Genomic DNA, 18,168 nt, shown 5'->3' with positions numbered 1-18,168 from the left:
GGATAGAGCGGATCGCCGTCCGGGCCGATGGCCCAGGCCGCGGCGAGGTCGTTCGCCGTGATGAGGAGAGGCGAGACGCCGTCTCCCGCGCGGGCGGGGCGGCGCTCCCCCTCGGGGACGGGCGGCAGCGCCTCGACCCAGGTCTGGCCGCTCGCATAGCGCCCGACGAAGGCGTCCAGCAGGTAGAAGGTCTTGGTCAGGACGTGGTCGCGCGGCACGGGCTCCAGCTCGGGAATGTCGAGCGTCTGGAGCATGCGCCGAAGCGCCTGCCCTTCGGGAGTGGGCTCGCCGCCGGGACGCGCGCTCATGGCGTCGCGTGTGTCGAAGATCACGGTGCCGCCGTTCTTCATGAAGGTGTCGAGCTTGCGGATCGCCTCCTCGCCCGGCGCCGGCCGGCCGGCCACGATCGGGACGTAGAGCAGCGGGAAGAAGGCCAGCTCGTCCCGCGCGAGGTCGATCCCCACGGGATCGCCCGGCTCGAGCGCGGTCCGCGTCGCGAGAGCCTGGGAGAGGCCGAGCAGCCCGGCCCGGCTCGTCGCGTCCACCTGCGCATCGCCCGTCACCATATAGGCGAGCCGGGTGACAAGGGCGGCGTCGGAATGGTCCGGCCGCGATTCGGCGAGGGCCTCGCGCGGCACCGCCGCCACGCCGAGGAGGACGAAAGCGAGGAAAGCGGCCGCGGCGGGGCGGGAGCGCCGGCGCGCGAGATGGCCCCCGAGCCAGAGAGAGGCGGCCGTATCGAGGAGGAGGAGGAGGATCGCCAAGGTCAGGAGGGGTCCGCGGATGTCGAGGGTTTCAGCCAGGGCGAGCGGCTGCACGCCGCCCGAGAGAGGCCCGAGATCGAGGGGATGCAGGCGGTCGCCAGCGACGAGGGCGTTCACCGCGATGGCCGATTCCGGCGGGCCGTAATAGCCCGGCGGATGCTCCTGCCGGGCCCGCTCCGCGTAATCGCGGCGGATGGCCCGGGCCTCGGCATTCGGCGCCGTGAACTGGCCGAAGCCGTCGAGGACCCGCGTCGGCGAGACGGTCGGGACATCGTGCACCTCGCCGGAGGCCGGATCGGCACCCTTGGGACTGCCGGCCAGGGCGACGGTGCGGCGCAGCATGTCGACGAAGAGCCCGGTCAGCGGCAGGTTCGACCAGGCGGCATCCGCCGTGACGTGGAAGAGGACGACCAGCCCCTCGCCGCGCCGGTCCGCCGTCACGATCGGGGTGCCGTCCTCGAGCGCCGCCCAGGTCCGCCGCGCCAGGTCCCCGTCCGGCTCGGCCAGGATCTGGCGGCGGATGCCGAGATCGGCGGGCAAGGCGAGGCCGTAGAAGGGGCTCTCGCGGCCGAAGGGCGCAAAGGTACGGGGGGCGTCCCAGGACAGGGCGCCGCCGAGATTGCGGCCACCGCGCCTGAGGCGCACCGGCACCAGCTCGTCGCTGCCGGCGGCCATGCGGGTGCCGGCGAAGCGGATCAGGAGCCCGCCCTTCTCGACGAAAGCCGCGACGCGCTGGAGCGAGGTCCGGTCGAGCGTGCCGACATCGGCCAGGACGAGGACGGTCACCTGCTGCTCGATCAGCGCCGCCACCGCGTCGGCGACGCCCCCCGGCGCCTCGCGCACATCCGCATAGGGGCCGAGCGCCCGGCTCAGGTAATAGGTCGGGGCGAGAAGGGGCTGGGCCTGGTCGGCGCTCGCGCCCGAGACGATCCCGACGCGCCGCCGCTTGCCGCGCTCGTCGAAGAGCGCAGCCGCCCCGGCGGAGGCTTCCCCGAGGATGTCGACGCGGGCGATGGCGTTGCGCACCTCGATCGGCAAGGTGAAGCGCGCCTGCGTCTCGGTCGCTCCCGGCTCGAAGGCGAAAGGCATGTCGGCAAGGGGAAGCCCCTTCAGGTCGAGCGCGCGCAAAGTCCCCGAATCGCGGCCGTTCGGCTCGGCCCGGATCACCCTGACGCCGAGATGGGCCGGCGTGTTCTCGCCGCCCGCGAGGGCCAGGGCCTCCGAGCGCGGCCCCGCGACGACGGTGACGCCCCGGCTGCCGGCGGCCGCGGCGAGCCGCGCGGCGAAGCCGGCGGGATCCTGCTCGGCCGGCCCGGCCGTGCGGTCGCTGATCCAGACGATCTCCACCTCCGGGCTCGCCTTGAGGAAGGCTTCCAGCGCCGGCAGATGGATCGTCCGGTCGGGCGCGAAAGGCTCCGGCCGGATCGCCCGCAGGCGCTCCAGGGCGGCGCCCGGCGCCGCGAGGGCGATCTCGCCGGGCCGGTCGGCCGTGGCGAGGAGGGCGACGCCGCGGCCGTCCCGCGCGGCGGCCGAGACGCGCTCGGTCGCATAGGCGGCCCGCGCGCGCCAGTCCTGCGCGGCGGAGATACCGTTGTCGAGGACGAGGAGGAGCGGGCCGCTGCCGCCCTTCGCGCCGGGATTCCAGAGCGGCCCCGCCGCCGCGAGGATCAGGAGCGCAGCGGCCAGAAGCCGCAGGAAGAGCAGCCAGGGCGGCGTCCGCGCCGGCAATTCCCGCGCCGGCAGGAGATCGGCGAGGATGCGCAGGGGCGGGAAGTCGATCCGCCGCGGCTGGGGCGGCGTCACCCGAAGCAGGAGCCAGATCGCCGGCAGCGCCGCGAGGGCCGCGAGCGCCATCGGCGCGGCGAAGGTGAGGGGCAGGCCGAACATCACGCCTCTCCCCGCCGCGCCCCGGCGAGAAGGGTCAGGAGCCGCAAAGCCGGCTCGCTCGCGGGCCGGTCCGTATGGTGCAGCGTCAGAGTCCAGCCGTGCCGGGCGGCGGCGGCGCGCAGAGCCTCGCGATGCGCGGCCATGCGAGCGCGATAGACCGCGCCCCAGGAGGCGGCGTCGCCGATCCGCAGCCTCAGCCCGGCTTCGAGATCGTGCAGGACCGCCTGGCCCTCGAAGGGGAAGCTCTCCTCGACCGGATCGACGACCAGAAGCAGGTGTCCCCGCGCCCCGCGCGCCGCGATGGCGGCGATGCGCCGCGCGATCTCCTCCGGCGGCGCGAGAAAATCGCCGATCAGGATCGCCTCGTCCTGGCGGGCGAGCGCGAGCGGCGGAGCCAAGTCCTCGTCGAGATCGCGCTCATGGGCGCAAAGCGTCTCGGCGAGCCGCTCGGCGACGGCGCGGGAGGCGGAGGGAGCGGCGAGCCCGAGGAGCCCGACCCGCTCCCCGCCATCGACCAGGGCGTCGGCCAGAGCGAGCCCGATCACGAAGGCGCGCTCGCCCTTCGGCGCTCCCGCGAGGTCCGAGCGGAAAGCCATGGAAGCCGAGCGGTCGAACCAGAGCCAGACCGAATGGGGCGATTCCCATTCGCGCTCGCGCACATAGAGCCGCTCGTCCCGTCCCGAGCGCCGCCAGTCGATGCGGCCGGCCGATTCGCCGGCGACGAAAGGACGGAACTGCCAGAAGGTCTCGCCGGGCCCCGCCCGGCGGCGGCCATGGATGCCGTGGGCGAGGCTCGCGGCCACCCGCCGCGCCTCGAGGACCAGCCGGGGCAGGCGGCTCGCGAGAGTGAGGGCGGCCCCGGTCTCCGACCGGCCCGGCTGCCGGCCCGCCGGGCCCAGGACCTCGGTTCGCGCCATGGCGCCGGCCTCAGCCCGCGAGCCTTGCGGAGAGCCGCCCGATCAGCCCCGCGAGCTTCTCGCCGTCGGCCCTCGCGGCGAAGCTGAGCGCCATGCGGTGCTTGAGGACGGGCTCGGCCAGCGCGATCACGTCGTCGATCGAGGGGGCGAGGCGGCCTTGGATCAGGGCGCGGGCCCGCACCGCAAGCATCAGCGCCTGGCTGGCGCGGGGGCCGGGACCCCAGATCAGCTTGTCGCTCACGCCCTCGGCCCCGCCCTCGGGACGGGCGGAGCGGACGAGATCGAGGATCGCCTCGACGACGCTCTCGCCCACCGGCAGGCGGCGGACGAGACGCTGCGTGGCGAGGAGCATGTCGGTGCTCATCACGGCGGGCGCCCTCGCCTCTTCGAGCCCGGTGGTCTCGATCAGGATGCGGCGCTCGGCGACGCGGTCGGGATAGGGGACGTCGATCTGGAGCAGGAAGCGGTCGAGCTGCGCCTCGGGCAGCGGGTAGGTGCCTTCCTGCTCGATCGGGTTCTGGGTCGCGAGGACGTGGAAGGGGCGCGGCAGGTCGTGGCGCTCCCCCGCGATCGAGACATGGTGCTCCTGCATGGCCTGGAGCAGGGCGGATTGCGTGCGCGGGCTCGCGCGGTTGATCTCGTCGGCCATCAGGAGCTGGGCGAAAATCGGCCCCTTCACGAAGCGGAAGGAGCGGCGCCGGTCGGGCCCCTCGTCGAGCACCTCCGAGCCGAGGATGTCGGAGGGCATCAGGTCCGGCGTGAACTGGACGCGGCGCGCATCGAGGCCGAGCACGGTCCCGAGCGTCTCGACGAGCTTGGTCTTGGCGAGGCCCGGGACGCCGACGAGGAGGCCGTGCCCGCCGCTGAGCACCGTGACGAGCGAAAGATCGACCACCGATTCCTGGCCGAAGATGATCGTGTGGACGGCCTCGCGCGCCCGCCCGATCGTCTCGAGGGCGGCCTCGGCCTGGGCGACGACCGCATCGTCGAGAGAGGTCGCAGCCTCGGCAGCCACCGTCATCCGCTTCTCCTGTCGTGGGCCGGGGCGGCATCGCCTGCGGTCCGCGCGCGAAATTGTGGGGGCCCCGCACCCCCCTGGCAAGCGGGGCCATCGGCCGCACGGGAGAAGGCGGGCTCGGCCCGGTTCCCGCGCGGATCGGGCTTCGCAAATGCGACGTCAAAAGGGTAGGAATAGGGCGCCATGGCGCAGGACGGCCCCGATTCCACGCGAAATCCGAGCGGACAGCCGAGCGGCGACGCGCTGTCGCGGCTCTCCGCCGCGCTCGGCGCGGTGAAGGGCCGCGGCCCGGCCCCCGTCGAGCGCTGGAACCCCGCCTATTGCGGCGAGATCGACATGCGCATCGACGCCGAGGGAACCTGGTTCTACATGGGCACGCCGATCGGCCGCCCCGCCTTGGTCAAGCTCTTCTCGACCGTGCTGCGCCGCGATCCCGAGCGATTCGTGCTGGTGACGCCGGTCGAGCGGGTCGGGATCGCGGTCGCCGACGCGCCCTTCGCGGCGGTCGAGATGGCGGTCGCGGGAGCCGGGGAGGCGCGCAGCATCGCCTTCCGCACCAATGTCGACGACCTCGTCCAGGTCGGCCCCGGCCATCCGCTCCGCTTCGAAGCGGGGCCGGGCGGGGGCGTGAAGCCCTATGTGCGGGTTCGCGGCGACCTCTGGGCCCGCCTGACCCGCGCGCTGACCTACGACCTCCTCGATCTCGGCGAGGAGCGCGACCTCGACGGCGGACGGACCTTCGGCGTCGCCGTTTCGGGCGCGTTCTACCCGATCCCGGTCCCCGAGGCGGACGGCGCCGCCGCATGAGCGTGCCGGGCCTCGGAGGGGATACGGATTTCGCGGCCCTCGCCGCGGCGCGGCTGCGCCCCGCCCCGCCCCGGTTCGGCGAGAAGCGCGCCGACCTGCGGGGCGACCATGCCATCGGCGCCTCCGGCTTTCCCCTGCCGGACGGCGGGCCGCCGCGCATCGCGGCCGTGCTGATCCCGGTCGTCGCCCATCCCCAGGGGCCTGCCGTCATCCTGACCGAGCGCGCCTCGACCCTGCGCCAGCATTCGGGCCAGATCGCCTTTCCCGGCGGCAAGATGGACCCCGAGGACCCGACGCCGCTCGCCACCGCGCTCCGCGAGACGCAGGAGGAGATCGGGCTCGAACCCGGCCGCATCCGCCCGCTCGGCTACCTCGACGCCTATCTCTCGGGCACCAATTATTTCATCATCCCGACGCTCGGCCTCGTCGAGCCGGGCTTCCGGCTGACCCTCAATCGCGAGGAGGTCGAGAGCGTCTTCGAGGTGCCCCTCTCCTTCCTGATGGACGAGCGCAACCACGAGCTTCACGCGCGCGAATGGCGCGGGGCGATCCGCACCTATTACGCGATGCCCTTCGGCGAGCGCTACATCTGGGGCGCGACGGCCGGCATCCTGCGGAACATGCACGAGAGGCTCTTCGGCCGATGATCCGCCTCATCCTCCAGGAATTCGGCCTCTTCCTCATCCCCTTCCTTCTCTATGCCGCGATGCTGGCGGCGCAGCGCAAGCACCTTCTCGACATCGAGCACTGGTCGCAGAGCGCGACCTGGCTCGCCATTGCGGGCTTCGTCCTCGTCATCGGGGGCATGCTCTATCTGGGCATCTTCGCGGAGCGCCATACGGGCGGCTACGTGCCGCCGCATATGGAGAACGGCAGGCCGGTCCAGGGCGGATTCAAGTGACGGGCCTCGACCGCGAGGCCGCCCGCGCCCTCGCGGCGCGGCCCGAGGCCGCGCGCCTTCTCGCCGTGCTGGACGGAGGCGGCGAGGAGACGCGGATCGTCGGCGGGGCGATCCGCAACGCGCTGATCGGGCGCCCCGTCCACGAGATCGACCTCGCGACGACCGCCCTGCCGGAGGAGACCGCGCGCCGGGCCCGGGCGGCGGGCTTCAAGCCTGTGCCGACCGGAATCGAACACGGCACCGTGACGGTGGTCGTGGACGGCACCCCCTTCGAAGTCACGACGCTCCGCGAGGACGTGGAGACGGACGGGCGGCGCGCGCTCGTGCGCTTCGGACGCGATTTCGCCGCCGATGCGCGGCGGCGCGACTTCACCGTCAACGCCCTCTCGCTCGGGCGGGACGGGGAGGTGCGCGACTATGCCGGCGGGCTTGCCGATCTCGCCGCGCGGCGCCTGCGCTTCATCGGGGACGCCGCGGCGCGCATCCGCGAGGATTACCTGCGGATCCTGCGCTTCTTCCGCTTCCATGCGGAATATGGCGAGGGACCGCTCGACCGGGACGGGCTCGCCGCCGCCATCGCCGGGCGCGAGGGGCTTGCGCGCCTCTCGCGCGAGCGCGTCCGGGCCGAGTTGCTGAAGCTCGTCGCGGCCCCGCGCGCAGCCGAGGCCGCGGCGGCCATGGAGCAGGCCGGGCTCCTCGAACGCCTCGTCTCCTGCCTCGGCGATGCGGGCCGGCTCGGCCGTTCCTACGGCCTCGACGCCGTCTCGCGCCTCGGCGCCCATCTCGTGCGCAGCGCAGCCGATGCGGACCGCCTGAGGACGGAGCTGCGCCTGTCGAATGCCGAGCATGCTCATTTGCTGGCCTATGCCGCGGCGCTCGCCCGCCTCCTCTCCCGGCAGGAGACCGTCGACGAGAGCGAGGCGAGGCGTAGCGCCGTCCTGCACGGGCCCGCCGCCCTCCTCGCCGTCCTCGCCGCCACGAAAGGCGAGCCCCGCCCGCGGGTCGATCCGGCGGCGGAAAAGCTGGCCGGTCGCCTCGCCCGCGGCGAGGCCCCCCTGCCCCGGCTTCCCCTGACGGGCGCGCATCTCCTGGCCCAGGGCGCGAGGCCGGGGCCGGAACTGGGACGCCGCCTCGCGGCCGAAAGGACGGCCTGGATCGAGGCCGGCTGTCCGGGCGAATGGCCCGGAGATCAGAAATAGCCGCGGATCGCCACGCTGATGCCGCAGAAGACCGCCCACAACCCCGCGCCGGCCAGGAAGACGACGAGGATGCTGAGCCCCCGGCGAGGATAGGCGCTGTCATCGGCCAGGGTGGGCCGGACATAGGTCGTGAGGTAGATCTGCTTGGTGAGGGAAGCACTCCGCACGCCCTCGAGGGCGGTGGCCGCGGTCGCATAGTGCTGCTCGGCGACCTGGTTCTCGAGTTCGAGCATGGCGAGGCGCGTCATCGAGGCGGACAGGATCGGCGACTTGCCGGGCTCGGCGCCCGCCCGCGTCAGCCCGGCCTGGACCTCGACGATCTGCTTCTGGGTCACCTCGATATTGGCCTTCAAGGTCCGCATCTGCGGCGCGGTCTCCGACACCGTGCCGACCGTGGACTTGTATTGCTGCTGGAGATCGATAAGCCGCTGGCGCAAGGCCGTCAGGAGCGCATCGGCCTTCGCGCGCTCTGCATCCGCATCGAGGATCCCCTCGCGATTGCGGGCGATCTCCAAGGCGGCGCGAGCCTTGGCGAGGCGGCTGGCCGCGAATTGAAGGTCGCTGGTGGCGTTGCGGATGCTGTCGAGCCGCGCCCTTTCGTTCATGTCGTTGACGAGACTCTCGCTCGCGTCGAGGACGGCATTGGCGAGCCTCACCGCATCCTCCGAACGGAAGGCGCGGAGGCTCAGAATCACGGTCCCTCCCGGCAGCTGGATCTTGGAGGAGACCATGTGCCGCCAATACCGGACGATCTCCTCGATCGTGTCGTCCCGGGCGAGGCGGGCGAAGAAATCGGCATCCTTGGTCATGTAGGCTTCGTTGAAGCCGGCGGCCTGCTGGAGATGCTCGACCATCGCGCGCGAGCCGATAAAGCTCGTCACGACCTGGGTATCCTGGACGATCTGGATCGACGGAATCCCGGTCAGGGATGTCAGCGCGTCCAATCCGGCCATCGCGCCGCTGCGGACGGTGAACCGCGCCTCCGCCTCGTATTGGCGCGAGGCCAGGAACCCGAAATAGACTGTCGCCACGATCCCCGGCAGCGCCACGAAGCCGATGAACCCTCCGATGAGGATCAGGCGGGAGATCAGCTTGTGGCGCCGGGCCTTGCGGCCCGCGGGGCTGTAGACCGCGCGGGAGCCCGAGAAGCGGAGCCTGCGCGCGGCCTCCGACAGCGAGCGCGCGATGCGCTCCGAGCGCTCGCGGGGGGAAATCCGCGCGGGCGTCATTCCCGTCTCGCTTCTCACGCCGTCCATCCGCTCCGCCCCCTCCTCACCGGTTCAGCCGGTTATAGGCGCTGATCGCCTCGTCGATGTCGTCGAACATCAGGAGCCGCCCGTCGACCAGGACGGCGCCGCGCTGGCAGAACGACTTCACGGTGGCGACCGAATGGGAGACGATGATGATGTCGGTATGCTCCCGCCGGCGCTGGAAGACCGCCTCGCAGCGCGCCGCGAAGCGCGCATCGCCGACCGCCGTCACCTCGTCGATCAGATAGCAGTCGAACTCGATCGCCATGGACAGCCCGAAGGCGAGACGGGCCGTCATGCCCGACGAATAGGTGTGGATGGGCTTGTCGATATATTCCCCGATCTCCGCGAAATCCTCCACGAAGCGCGCGATCTTGACCGGATCCTCGCCGTAGATCCGGGACACGAAGTAGACGTTCTCCCGGCCCGTCATCTTCGGGTGGAACCCGCCCGTGAAGCCGAGGGGCCACGACACCCTGATGGAGCGGTGAATCTTGCCCGAATTGACCGATTCGGTTCCCGACAGGACGCGCAGCGTGGTCGACTTGCCGGCACCGTTCACGCCCAGCAATCCGTAGGACCAGCCGGAAGGAAACTCGGCCGAGACGTGGTCGAGCACGATCTTGCGCATCCCATAGGTTTTGTAGAACTTGAAAACGTTGGACAATCTTATCATGGCTACGTCGCGGGCCACGCCTCCCGGGGAGGCGTGCCGGATTTGCCTTGGCTGCACTTGATGGCGGATTGGTGACCTCGCCGACAGGCGGGGGCAAGTCGCCCCGATCCGGGGGCGCCCGGCAGGCACGATATGTTCGGATGAGGCTTCGCGCGCACCCATGCTCTTTCTGGTCGACCAAGATCTCGGCACGGGCCTTGTCGGATACCTCGTGCCGGACAACGCCACCGATCGGGGAACCTATATCGTGAGGGTGGGCGGCGAGGTCGTCTATCGCGGCGAGACCGACATCGTCCACCCGGCGCTGGTCGCGGCCGGGCGGCATCAGACGGGATGCTGCGGCTTCCACATCACCGAGGCGCATGTTCCCGGACTCTCGCAGATCGCCGAGCTCGAAGTCATCGAGGCCACGAGCGGCCAGGTCATCTACCGCCGGCGCCGGCCCGACCATCTCGTGGAGAAGCGGATCTTCCGCCTGGAGACCCACCTGCTGCCCCTCTCGGGACTCGACCGCTCGCTCGAGCCCCGCTTCCAGCTCTGGTTCCCGTATATCGACCGCGTGGGGCTGGAAACCGTGCACCAGATGTTCCAGATGAAGGCGGCCTCGACCTATATCAGCGGTCGCGTCGCCTATTCGAGCATCGACCATTTCGTCGAGACGTCGAATTTCGAGATGGTCACCGTTCTGCACGATCCGTTCGAGGAACTGGCCGAGCGCCTTCTCTTCCTGCGCCTGGCCGCGCAGAGGTCGTCGCGGATCCTCGGAGAGCGCGACAGCGTGACTTTCGCCGAGACGCTCGCCTTCGCGCAGGACGTGGATCTGGAAACCGAGAAGAGCATCCGCCGCGCCTTCCGGTCCATGGACGAGGCGGTCGCCTCGCGCCTCGCCAATCCCGTGGTGCGCCAACTCGCCGCGAGGGAATTCGGGGAGGCGCCGACCGCGAATTCCGTCAGCAAGGCCGTCGCAGTGCTCGCCCGCTTCCATATCGTGGGCGTCCGCAAGCGGCCCGATCTCTTCGCCGAGGCCCTGACCGACCTCATGGGGCTTTCCGAGCAGGACATCGCCGTCGCGCCGCCCATTCCCGTCGCCACGGAGCTGGCCGAACGCCTGCGTTCATGCGCGGTCGTCGAGGATCTGCTGCAATACGACCTCGCGCTCTACCACATCGTGACCGATGCCTTTGAAAAGTCACTGATCGAGTCCTATAGCTGAGCCGAACGGAATTCGGCCCGCCTCGAGGCGGGCCTTTCGCAACTGGATTTGGAGCGCGAGTCACATTGGTTGACGCCCGCCGGCGGATGCCCGACGTCCTGGATGTTTCCGGCTCGGACCGCGCAACCGTCATTGATGTCGAGCCGGCCCGCGCATCGGGCGAGGTCGCGGCGCCCGCGCGGAGCGCCGTCACGGCCTTCATCGCGCGGCGCCTGCCCTTCCTGTCTCTCCCCCGGGACGGCACGGAGACGCGCCCGTTCCCGCTCGGCTGGGTGAGCTTCACCGCCTGCGTCCTGGTCCCCGCCATCGCGATCGTGCTCTATTTCGCCTTCATCGCCTCCAACCAATATGTCGCCGAGATGCGGCTCGTGGTGCGGATGGGCCGTGCCGGCACCGGGTCCGGCGGGCTGGCGGGCATGGCCGGCGCCATGGCGGGCGGAGGGCTGGCGGGGAAAGGCCCCTCCATGGGCGGCGTCATGGACGTGAGCTCCGACATCGGCACCTCGACCGAGAACGCCTATATCGTCACGAGCTACATTCACAGCCGCGCGATCGTCGACGAGATCGTGAAAACCGTCAAACTGCGGGACATCTTCTCCCGGCCCGGCTCGGATTTCTATGCCAGACTTCCCGCGAACGCGACGATGGAGGAACTGACGGATTACTGGAAGTCGATGGTGCGCGCCTCGCTGGACCAGGTATCAGGGATCATCACGGTGACCGTGAGGGCCTTCCGGCCGGAGGACGCGGTCGAGATCTCCAAGCGGATCGAAAGCCTGAGCGAGGATCTGGTCAACACCATCTCCGTCCGCGCGAGGGCCGATGCCGTCCGCCGCGCGACCGAAGAGGTGCGGCGGGCGCAGAGCCAACTCCTCGCCTCCTTCCGGGAGATGGAGGATTATCGCAACCGCGAAGGGATGATCGACCCGGTCGAGAGCGCCAAGCAGACCGGCCTCCTCCTGGCCAAGGTGCTGGGCGACCAGCTCGAGGCGGAGAACCAGCTCTTCATCGCGAGCAAGTCGCTCGCTCCCGATTCCGCGAGCGTGCGCACGTTGAAGACCCAAGCCGAGAACCTGCGCCGGCAGGCGGCTGAACTCCGCGCCCAGCTCGCCGGCGAGGGCGACTCCCCCAACGTCGCGGCCGCGCTCACGCGCTTCCAGGAGATCATGGTCCAGCAGAAGCTCGCCCAGACGCTGTATACGATCGCCGAGAACGGGCTTGAGCGCGCGCGGACGGCAGCCGAGGCCCAGTCGGTTTACCTGAGCGTTTTCGTGAAGCCCGGCCTGCCGGAGGACACGACCTATCCCCTGCGGATACAGCTCTCCCTCATGCTGATCGGCCTCCTGACCACCATCTGGGGCGTCGGCGCGCTGATCTGGATGTCCGTCCAAGACCACAGGCTCAGCTAGAGTTGTTCTGCCTTAGGCGGAATCGTCTCTTGTCCGTGAAACGGCAGGTTGCCGCCGGGCGACGATCGGACGGAGACAGGCCGGCGCCCGAAACGGAAAAGCCGATCCGGCGGGCGGGTCCGCGGGATCGGCTTCGGTGCCGGAGAACCGGGGCGGGCGCCCCGGAACGGGATCAGACGGCGATGCGCTCCTCGCCTTCGCTCGGCTCGCGCAGAACATAGCCGCGCCCCCAGACGGTCTCGATATAATTCTTGCCCTGGCTGGCATTGGCAAGCTTCTTGCGCAGCTTGCAGATGAAGACGTCGATGATCTTCAGCTCGGGCTCGTCCATGCCGCCATAGAGATGGTTCAGGAACATCTCCTTGGTGAGCGTCGTGCCCTTGCGGAGCGAGAGCAGCTCCAGCATCTGGTATTCCTTGCCCGTCAGATGCACGCGGGCACCGGACACCTCGACGGTCTTGGTGTCGAGGTTCACCAGGAGGTCTCCCGTCGTGATGACCGATTGGGCATGGCCCTTCGAGCGGCGGACGATGGCATGGATGCGGGCCACCATCTCGTCCTTGTGGAAGGGCTTGGTGAGGTAGTCGTCGGCGCCGTAGCCGAGGCCCTTCACCTTGTCCTCGATATTGGCCATGCCCGAAAGGATGAGAATAGGCGTCTTGACCTTCGCGACGCGCAAGGTGCGCAGCACGTCGTAGCCCGTCATGTCGGGCAGGTTCAGGTCGAGCAGAATGATGTCGTAGTCGTAGAGCTTCCCGAGATCGATCCCCTCCTCGCCGAGATCCGTCGTATAGACGTTGAAATTCTCGGACTTGAGCATGAGTTCGATGCTGCGTGCGGTCGCGCTATCGTCTTCGACGAGGAGTACACGCATGTCAGTCCCCAGCCTCGCCACGAGGGCGGTCGGGCAAACGAAACCGGTCCACTCGCCGCGGCCCCAAGCGGCGAGCGTCACACCATCCCGATTCGCAACGCTAACGCGATTTGGTTAACAGACCCGGATTCCGCTCCGCAAGACCGTGCCGCTTTAAGGAGCACGGGGCTTGCCGGGTGCGGCTTTCGGGATTCAACCTGCGTCGACGTTTCGTCCCCGGCTGGCGCTGCGGTGCCCTCCCCTCTCACGAGGGCCGGGCGTCTCTCTCCCCAATCTTAACGGGACCGGTAAATAGACCGTTACGGGTATGGCGATTTCCGGCACGGCGGGGGGCCGGCCCGGCTGTTGCCTTCGCGCCACAGCCGCAAAGCCATCTTGGCGGGCGTAAGGAAGGGTCAACTTCGATCCCGGATGGTTGCCGATGCCTCGGGGGACATTCCGGCCGCCGCGTAATTGGCGGGAGGCACGCGTTCGGAGTTCGGATCGATGAAGTCGCGCAATACGTTGATTCGGTTGAAGAGGTTCAATGTCGAGGAGAAGCGGCGCCGCGTGGCGCAGATCGAGGCGATGATTGCGGAATTCGATCGGATGGCCGCCGATCTCGACAGGGAGATCGCGGCCGAGGAGCAGCGCGCGGGCATTTCCGACCTCTCCCATTTCGCCTATCCCACCTATGCCAAGGCGGCGCGCGGCCGGCGCGACAACCTGCGCCAGTCGGCCGACGAGCTGAAAGTCCAGCTCGCCGACGCGCAGGCCGAGCTGGGAGAGGCGTTCGAGGCGCTCAAGAAGGTCGAGGTCCTCCAGGACCGCGAGCGCCAGTCCGAGCGCGCGGCCGACGCGGCCCGCGAGCAGGCGGCCATGGACCGCATCGGCTTCGGCCGCGCCGCCCGGGCCTGACCGGCCGCCATTCCGTCATCCCGGCCGGAGCGCAGCGAAGAGCCGGGATGACGCGCGTCTGCGCCTACCGGAAGGTCTCGTCGAAGGAATAGCCGCTCCCGCGCACGGTGCGGATCGGGTCAGGCGCCCCTCCGTGGCCGACGGCCTTGCGCAGGCGGCCGACATGGACGTCGACGGTGCGCTCGTCGAGATAGACGTCGCGGCCCCAGACGCCGTCGAGAAGCTGCTCGCGCGAGAAGACGCGGCCCGGCTGGCGCATCAGGAATTCCAGCAGCCGGAACTCGGTCGGGCCGAGATGCAGATCCTGCCCCGCCCGGCGGACGCGGTGCTGCACCCGGTCCAGCTCGATATCCCCCAAGGTCAGCCGGTCGGCGATCTCGGCCGGCTTCGCGCGGCGCAGCAGCGCCCGCACCCGCGCCAGAAGCTCGGGCACGGAGAAGGGCTTGACGATATAGTCGTCCGCGCCCGTCGAGAGGCCCCGCACTCGGTCCGCCTCTTCGCCGCGCGCCGTCAGCATGATGATGGGCAGGCCTCGGGTCTCGGGCCGCTGGCGCAGCCGCCGGCACAGCTCGATCCCCGACAGGCCCGGCAGCATCCAGTCTAGGATGAGGAGGTCGGGAACGCTCTCGCGCAGCTTCAGCTCAGCCTCGTCCCCGCGATCGGTCTCCTCGACCGCATATCCCTCCGCTTCCAGGTTGTAGCGCAGGAGGACGCGCAGCGGCTCCTCGTCCTCCGCGATCAGGATTCCGGCCGACATCCGTCCCGCCCTCAGCCCCCCGTCGTCGCGTCGAGGTCGATGCGGGCCTGGCTCGCGCCGTCGTCCTTCGGGCGCTCGGCCGCGAGCGTCTCGCCGGTCACGAGGTAATGCACCGTCTCGGCGATGTTGGTCGTGTGGTCGCCGATGCGCTCGACGTTCTTGCCGTAGAAGAGAAGATGCGCGCAGAACGAGATGTTGCGCGGATCCTCCATCATGTAGGTCAGAAGCTCGCGGAAGAGCGAGGTATAGAGCGCGTCGATCTGCCCGTCGCGCCGCCACACGTCCATGGCCTTGGGAAGATCGCGCTGAGCATAGGCGTCGAGCACGTCCTTGAGCTGCTCCAGCACGAGATCGGCCATGCTCTGCACGCCCGTGACGACGCGCGGCGGCTGGAAGCCGCCGGCAATGGCGAGCGTGCGCTTGGCGCAGTTCTTGGCGAGGTCGCCGATCCGCTCGAGATCGGCGGAGATGCGGATCGCGGCGACGACGTCGCGCAGGTCGATCGCGAGCGGCTGGCGGCGGGCGATCGTCGTGATCGCCTTCTCCTCGATCTCCCGCTGGAGAGTATCGAGCCGGGCATCCGCATGGATGACGCGCTGGGCCAGGGCCTCGTCGCGTCGCACGAGGGCGGTCACCGCATCGGCCAGCATCTTCTCGCAGATGCCGCCCATCTCGGCGATGGTGGAGCGCAGGCTTTCGAGATCCTGGTCGAAGCCGGAGACGATGTGAGCGGACATGGTCGTTCCTCAGCCGAAGCGGCCCGTGACGTAGTCGTGGGTCTGCTTCTTGGTCGGGTTCATGAAGATCCGGTTGGTCGGGCCGAACTCGATGACCTCGCCCAGATACATGAAGGCCGTGTTCTGCGAGATGCGCGCGGCCTGCTGCATGTTGTGAGTCACGATCACGATCGTGAACTCGGCCTTGAGGTGATCCACCAGTTCCTCGACCTTGCCGGTCGAGATGGGATCGAGCGCCGAGGTCGGCTCGTCGAGCAGGATCACCTCCGGCCTCTGGGCGATGGTGCGCGCGATGCACAGGCGCTGCTGCTGCCCGCCGGAAAGGCCCATGCCGGACTGGCGCAGCTTGTCCTTCACCTCCGTCCAGAGGGCCGCCTTGCGGAGCGCCTCCTCGACGCGCAGGTCGAGCTCGGCCCGGCCGACCTTCTCGTTCAGCCGGATGCCGAAGGCCACGTTGTCGTAGATCGACATCGGGAAGGGCGTCGGCTTCTGGAACACCATCCCGACGCGCGAGCGCAGCTCGTTCACGTCCGTCGAGGGGGCGAGGATGTTGCGCCCGTCCAGCAGGATCTCGCCGGTCGCGCGCTGCTCCGGGTAGAGGCTGTAGATGCGGTTGAAGGTGCGCAGCAGCGTCGACTTCCCGCAGCCCGAGGGGCCGATCAGCGCCGTGACCTCGCGGTCGGTGAAATCGAGGTTGATGTTCTTCAGCCCGTGGAAGTCGCCGTAATAGAAATCGAGGTTCCTGACGGCGATCCGGACGGGCTCGGCCGGCCGGCCGGCGGGGGCGGGGCCCGGCTTCGGGGCGGTTTGGGCGGAGATCATCGGGCTTTGTCCTTGCGGATGATGAAGCGGGCGAGGATGGAGAGGCCCAGGATGGTGATGGTGATCAGGAAGGCGCCGGCCCAGGCCAGTTCCTGCCAGTTGCCGTAGGGCGACAGCGCGAACTGGTAGATGGTGACGGGCAGGTTCGAGATGCCGCCCGACAGGCTGGGGCTGAACCAGAAATTGTTGTTGAAGGCCGTGAAGAGGAGCGGTGCCGTCTCGCCCGCGATGCGCGCCGTCGCGAGGACGAGGCCGGTCACGATGCCCGCCTTGGCCGCCCGCCACGTGACGAGGGTGACGACGCGCGAGGTCGGCGCGCCGAGGGCGGCGGCGGCCTCGCGCAGGCTGCCCGGCACAAGGCGCAGCATGTCCTCCGTCGTGCGCACGATCACCGGCACGGCGATGATTGCCAGCGCGATGCCGCCCGCCCAGCCGGAATAGCCCCCGAAGGGCGCGACCACGAGCGTGTAGACGAACAGGCCGATCAGGATCGAGGGCGCCGAGAGCAGCACGTCGTTGATGAAGCGGATCGTCGCGGCGAGCTTCGAGGTCCGGGCATATTCCGACAGATAGGTGCCGGCCAGGATGCCGATCGGCGTCGCGATGGCGATGCCGAGGAAGGTGAGGACCAGCGAGCCTGCCATGGCGTTGGCGAGTCCGCCGCCGGCCGTGCCGGGGCCCGGAGTCGGTGCGGTGAAGGTCGAGAGGTTCAACGCCGTGATGCCGCGCACCAGCAGCATCAGCAGGATCCAGCCGAGCACGAAGACGCCGAACCCGGTGAAGAGCACGCAGACGATCTTCAAGGTGCGGTCGGCCATGCGGCGCGAGGGCCGCACGCGGTTCCAGGCGGCCGGGGCGGCGCGGGCGGGGGAGAGGACGGCTTCGCTCATGGGACCTTCTCCTCTCACTGCGTCCGGTTGATGCGAGCGACGAGGAGCCGCGCCACGATCAGGACCGCGAAGGTCACGACGAACAGGATGCAGCCGAGCGCGATGAGCGCGCTGAGCTGGAGGCCGGAGGCCTCGTTGTATTCGTTGGCGATGCGCGAGGCGATGGTGGAGCCGGGGTCGAGGATCGAGGCCGAGAGCCGGTTCGCGTTGCCGACGACGAAGGTGACGGCCATGGTCTCGCCGAGCGCCCGGCCGAGCCCCAGCATCACGGCGCCGACGAGCGCCACCGCTGTCTGCGGCACGAGGACGTGGCGGACCACCTCCCAGGTGGTGCAGCCCATCCCGTAGGCGCTCTCGCGGAGGATCGCCGGGATCTGGTCGAGCATGTCGCGCGTGATCGAGGCGATGAAGGGGATGATCATCAAAGCGAGGATCACGCCTGCGGTGAAGATGCCGGTGCCGGAGGGAACGGCCGAGTAGAGGATGGTGCCGACGACGGGCACGCCCTCGACGAGCGAGTTCAGCGGCACCTGGAGATAGGCGGCGACCAGGGGCGCGAGGACGAACAGGCCCCACATGCCGAAGATGATCGAGGGGACGGCCGCCAGCAGCTCGACGCAGGTCGAGATCGGCCCCTTCAGCCATTTCGGCGAGAGCTGGGTGAGGAAGACGGCGATGCCGAGCGAGATCGGCACGCCGAGGACGAGAGCGATGAGCGCGCAGATCAGGGTGCCGGCGACCGCGGGCCACGCCCCGTAGACATCGGCCGCGACGTTCCAGCGCGTGCCGCTGACGAAGCCCCAGAGGCCGAATTCCTGGAAGGCCGGCCAGCCGCCATAGGCGATCGAGCCCAGGATGCCGAACAGGACCACCAGGACGGTCGCCGCGCTCGCCAGGCACAGGAAGCGGAACGTCCGGTCGAACAGGGCATGGCTTCGGCGCCCCGGGGGCGCGGACGAGGAGAGGACCATGGCGTCCTGTGTGGCTATGGCGGACACGGAATCAACCTTCCTTCTCGCGAGGCGCACCAACCCTCCCCCCGCTTGCGGCGGGGAGGGCGGACTCGGCCGAAGGCCGAGCCGGGTGGGGGGCGGCTCCACCTATCTTCGGGCCGGGGAGTTCGCGTCGACGCCCCCGCCCCGGTCCGCGC

At 69.8% G+C, this 18,168-nt stretch carries 18 protein-coding genes; 7 read left to right on the top strand and 11 right to left on the bottom strand.

The genetic code is table 11. The annotated features are described in order from the left end of the window. The 3 genes from PKD06_RS09835 to PKD06_RS09825 form a co-directional block, all read right to left on the bottom strand. On the bottom strand, nt 1–2,651 hold a 2,651-nt coding region (locus tag PKD06_RS09835; protein ID WP_324379997.1), incomplete at its 3' end, for a DUF4159 domain-containing protein. Beyond that, nucleotides 2,651–3,568, bottom strand: a complete 918-nt coding sequence (locus PKD06_RS09830) for a DUF58 domain-containing protein (protein WP_324379996.1) — start codon at nt 3,566–3,568, stop codon at nt 2,651–2,653. The genes PKD06_RS09835 and PKD06_RS09830, both read right to left, overlap by 1 nt. A 10-nt stretch (nt 3,569–3,578) precedes the next feature. After that, nucleotides 3,579–4,589: a MoxR family ATPase gene (locus tag PKD06_RS09825; protein WP_324379995.1), complete on the bottom strand. Its 1,011-nt coding sequence runs from the start codon at nt 4,587–4,589 to the stop codon at nt 3,579–3,581. A 180-nt stretch (nt 4,590–4,769) separates the two neighbouring features. On the opposite strand from PKD06_RS09825, the gene PKD06_RS09820 reads away from it, so the two are divergent. Genes PKD06_RS09820 through PKD06_RS09805 form a run of 4 tightly spaced genes read left to right on the top strand, consistent with a single transcriptional unit; the run spans nt 4,770 to nt 7,493 of the window. Beyond that, on the top strand, nt 4,770–5,393 hold the full coding sequence (locus tag PKD06_RS09820) for a DUF1285 domain-containing protein (RefSeq protein WP_324379994.1): 624 nt from the start codon (nt 4,770–4,772) through the stop codon (nt 5,391–5,393). Further along, nucleotides 5,390–6,040: a CoA pyrophosphatase gene (locus PKD06_RS09815; RefSeq protein WP_324379993.1), complete on the top strand. Its 651-nt coding sequence runs from the start codon at nt 5,390–5,392 to the stop codon at nt 6,038–6,040. Before PKD06_RS09820 ends, PKD06_RS09815 begins: the two co-directional genes overlap by 4 nt. Continuing rightward, nucleotides 6,037–6,294, top strand: a complete 258-nt coding sequence (locus PKD06_RS09810) for a DUF6111 family protein (RefSeq protein WP_324379992.1) — start codon at nt 6,037–6,039, stop codon at nt 6,292–6,294. The genes PKD06_RS09815 and PKD06_RS09810 overlap by 4 nt, the downstream gene beginning before the upstream one ends. Continuing rightward, nucleotides 6,291–7,493: a CCA tRNA nucleotidyltransferase gene (locus tag PKD06_RS09805; RefSeq protein ID WP_324379991.1), complete on the top strand. Its 1,203-nt coding sequence runs from the start codon at nt 6,291–6,293 to the stop codon at nt 7,491–7,493. The genes PKD06_RS09810 and PKD06_RS09805 overlap by 4 nt, the downstream gene beginning before the upstream one ends. Here PKD06_RS09805 and PKD06_RS09800 read toward each other — a convergent pair. After that, nucleotides 7,484–8,740 carry a hypothetical protein gene (locus PKD06_RS09800; protein ID WP_324379990.1) on the bottom strand — a complete coding sequence of 419 codons (1,257 nt, stop codon included), beginning with the start codon at nt 8,738–8,740 and terminating at the stop codon, nt 7,484–7,486. The genes PKD06_RS09805 and PKD06_RS09800 overlap by 10 nt on opposite strands. Nucleotides 8,741–8,765: 25 nt before the next feature. Next, nucleotides 8,766–9,419: an ABC transporter ATP-binding protein gene (locus PKD06_RS09795; protein ID WP_324379989.1), complete on the bottom strand. Its 654-nt coding sequence runs from the start codon at nt 9,417–9,419 to the stop codon at nt 8,766–8,768. 160 nt (nt 9,420–9,579) lie between these two features. Here PKD06_RS09795 and PKD06_RS09790 point away from each other — a divergent pair, with 160 nt between their 5' ends. Continuing rightward, nucleotides 9,580–10,632, top strand: coding sequence for a hypothetical protein (locus PKD06_RS09790; RefSeq protein ID WP_324379988.1), 1,053 nt, complete (start codon nt 9,580–9,582; stop codon nt 10,630–10,632). Nucleotides 10,633–10,697: 65 nt separating this feature from the next. Further along, on the top strand, nt 10,698–12,041 hold the full coding sequence (locus tag PKD06_RS09785; RefSeq protein ID WP_324379987.1) for a capsule biosynthesis protein: 1,344 nt from the start codon (nt 10,698–10,700) through the stop codon (nt 12,039–12,041). Nucleotides 12,042–12,213: 172 nt separating this feature from the next. Here the strand turns inward: PKD06_RS09785 and ctrA are convergent, their stop codons facing one another. Further along, entirely contained in the window at nt 12,214–12,915 is a 702-nt protein-coding gene (gene ctrA / locus PKD06_RS09780; RefSeq protein ID WP_324379986.1) for a response regulator transcription factor CtrA, read from the bottom strand. Nucleotides 12,916–13,401: 486 nt separating this feature from the next. On the opposite strand from ctrA, the gene fliJ reads away from it, so the two are divergent. Next, nucleotides 13,402–13,812, top strand: coding sequence for a flagellar export protein FliJ (gene fliJ, locus PKD06_RS09775; protein ID WP_324379985.1), 411 nt, complete (start codon nt 13,402–13,404; stop codon nt 13,810–13,812). Nucleotides 13,813–13,876: 64 nt separating this feature from the next. Here the strand turns inward: fliJ and phoB are convergent, their stop codons facing one another. Genes phoB through pstC form a run of 5 tightly spaced genes read right to left on the bottom strand, consistent with a single transcriptional unit; the run spans nt 13,877 to nt 18,016 of the window. After that, entirely contained in the window at nt 13,877–14,569 is a 693-nt protein-coding gene (gene phoB, locus PKD06_RS09770) for a phosphate regulon transcriptional regulator PhoB (RefSeq protein WP_324379984.1), read from the bottom strand. An 11-nt stretch (nt 14,570–14,580) separates the two neighbouring features. After that, on the bottom strand, nt 14,581–15,306 hold the full coding sequence (gene phoU / locus PKD06_RS09765) for a phosphate signaling complex protein PhoU (protein ID WP_324379983.1): 726 nt from the start codon (nt 15,304–15,306) through the stop codon (nt 14,581–14,583). A gap of 9 nt (nt 15,307–15,315) precedes the next feature. After that, the gene (gene pstB, locus PKD06_RS09760) at nt 15,316–16,128 is read right to left on the bottom strand and encodes a phosphate ABC transporter ATP-binding protein PstB (protein ID WP_324379981.1); all 813 of its coding nucleotides are present in this window, start codon (nt 16,126–16,128) and stop codon (nt 15,316–15,318) included. Beyond that, on the bottom strand, nt 16,125–17,018 hold the full coding sequence (gene pstA / locus PKD06_RS09755) for a phosphate ABC transporter permease PstA (RefSeq protein WP_324379979.1): 894 nt from the start codon (nt 17,016–17,018) through the stop codon (nt 16,125–16,127). Before pstA ends, pstB begins: the two co-directional genes overlap by 4 nt. Before the next feature lie 14 nt (nt 17,019–17,032). Continuing rightward, the gene (gene pstC, locus PKD06_RS09750; protein WP_324379977.1) at nt 17,033–18,016 is read right to left on the bottom strand and encodes a phosphate ABC transporter permease subunit PstC; all 984 of its coding nucleotides are present in this window, start codon (nt 18,014–18,016) and stop codon (nt 17,033–17,035) included. Nucleotides 18,017–18,168 lie beyond the last annotated feature (152 nt).

The sequence above is a fragment of the Enterovirga sp. genome, from assembly GCF_035325185.1.
Classification (GTDB): Bacteria; Pseudomonadota; Alphaproteobacteria; order Rhizobiales; family Beijerinckiaceae; genus Enterovirga.
Note: the sequence above shows the minus strand (reverse complement) of the source record. Positions and strands in the feature narration are given on the sequence as shown.

Bases quoted from the DNA above. Each gene is read 5' to 3' on its own strand.
- PKD06_RS09795 (WP_324379989.1), bottom strand. From the start codon at position 9,419: ATGATAAGATTGTCCAACGTTTTCAAGTTCTACAAAACCTATGGGATG.
- PKD06_RS09815 (WP_324379993.1), top strand. From the start codon at position 5,390: ATGAGCGTGCCGGGCCTCGGAGGGGATACGGATTTCGCGGCCCTCGCC.
- ctrA (WP_324379986.1), bottom strand. From the start codon at position 12,915: ATGCGTGTACTCCTCGTCGAAGACGATAGCGCGACCGCACGCAGCATC.
- pstA (WP_324379979.1), bottom strand. From the start codon at position 17,018: ATGAGCGAAGCCGTCCTCTCCCCCGCCCGCGCCGCCCCGGCCGCCTGG.
- pstB (WP_324379981.1), bottom strand. From the start codon at position 16,128: ATGATCTCCGCCCAAACCGCCCCGAAGCCGGGCCCCGCCCCCGCCGGC.
- PKD06_RS09820 (WP_324379994.1), top strand. From the start codon at position 4,770: ATGGCGCAGGACGGCCCCGATTCCACGCGAAATCCGAGCGGACAGCCG.
- phoU (WP_324379983.1), bottom strand. From the start codon at position 15,306: ATGTCCGCTCACATCGTCTCCGGCTTCGACCAGGATCTCGAAAGCCTG.
- PKD06_RS09790 (WP_324379988.1), top strand. From the start codon at position 9,580: ATGCTCTTTCTGGTCGACCAAGATCTCGGCACGGGCCTTGTCGGATAC.
- phoB (WP_324379984.1), bottom strand. From the start codon at position 14,569: ATGTCGGCCGGAATCCTGATCGCGGAGGACGAGGAGCCGCTGCGCGTC.
- PKD06_RS09825 (WP_324379995.1), bottom strand. From the start codon at position 4,589: ATGACGGTGGCTGCCGAGGCTGCGACCTCTCTCGACGATGCGGTCGTC.
- PKD06_RS09830 (WP_324379996.1), bottom strand. From the start codon at position 3,568: ATGGCGCGAACCGAGGTCCTGGGCCCGGCGGGCCGGCAGCCGGGCCGG.
- PKD06_RS09810 (WP_324379992.1), top strand. From the start codon at position 6,037: ATGATCCGCCTCATCCTCCAGGAATTCGGCCTCTTCCTCATCCCCTTC.
- fliJ (WP_324379985.1), top strand. From the start codon at position 13,402: ATGAAGTCGCGCAATACGTTGATTCGGTTGAAGAGGTTCAATGTCGAG.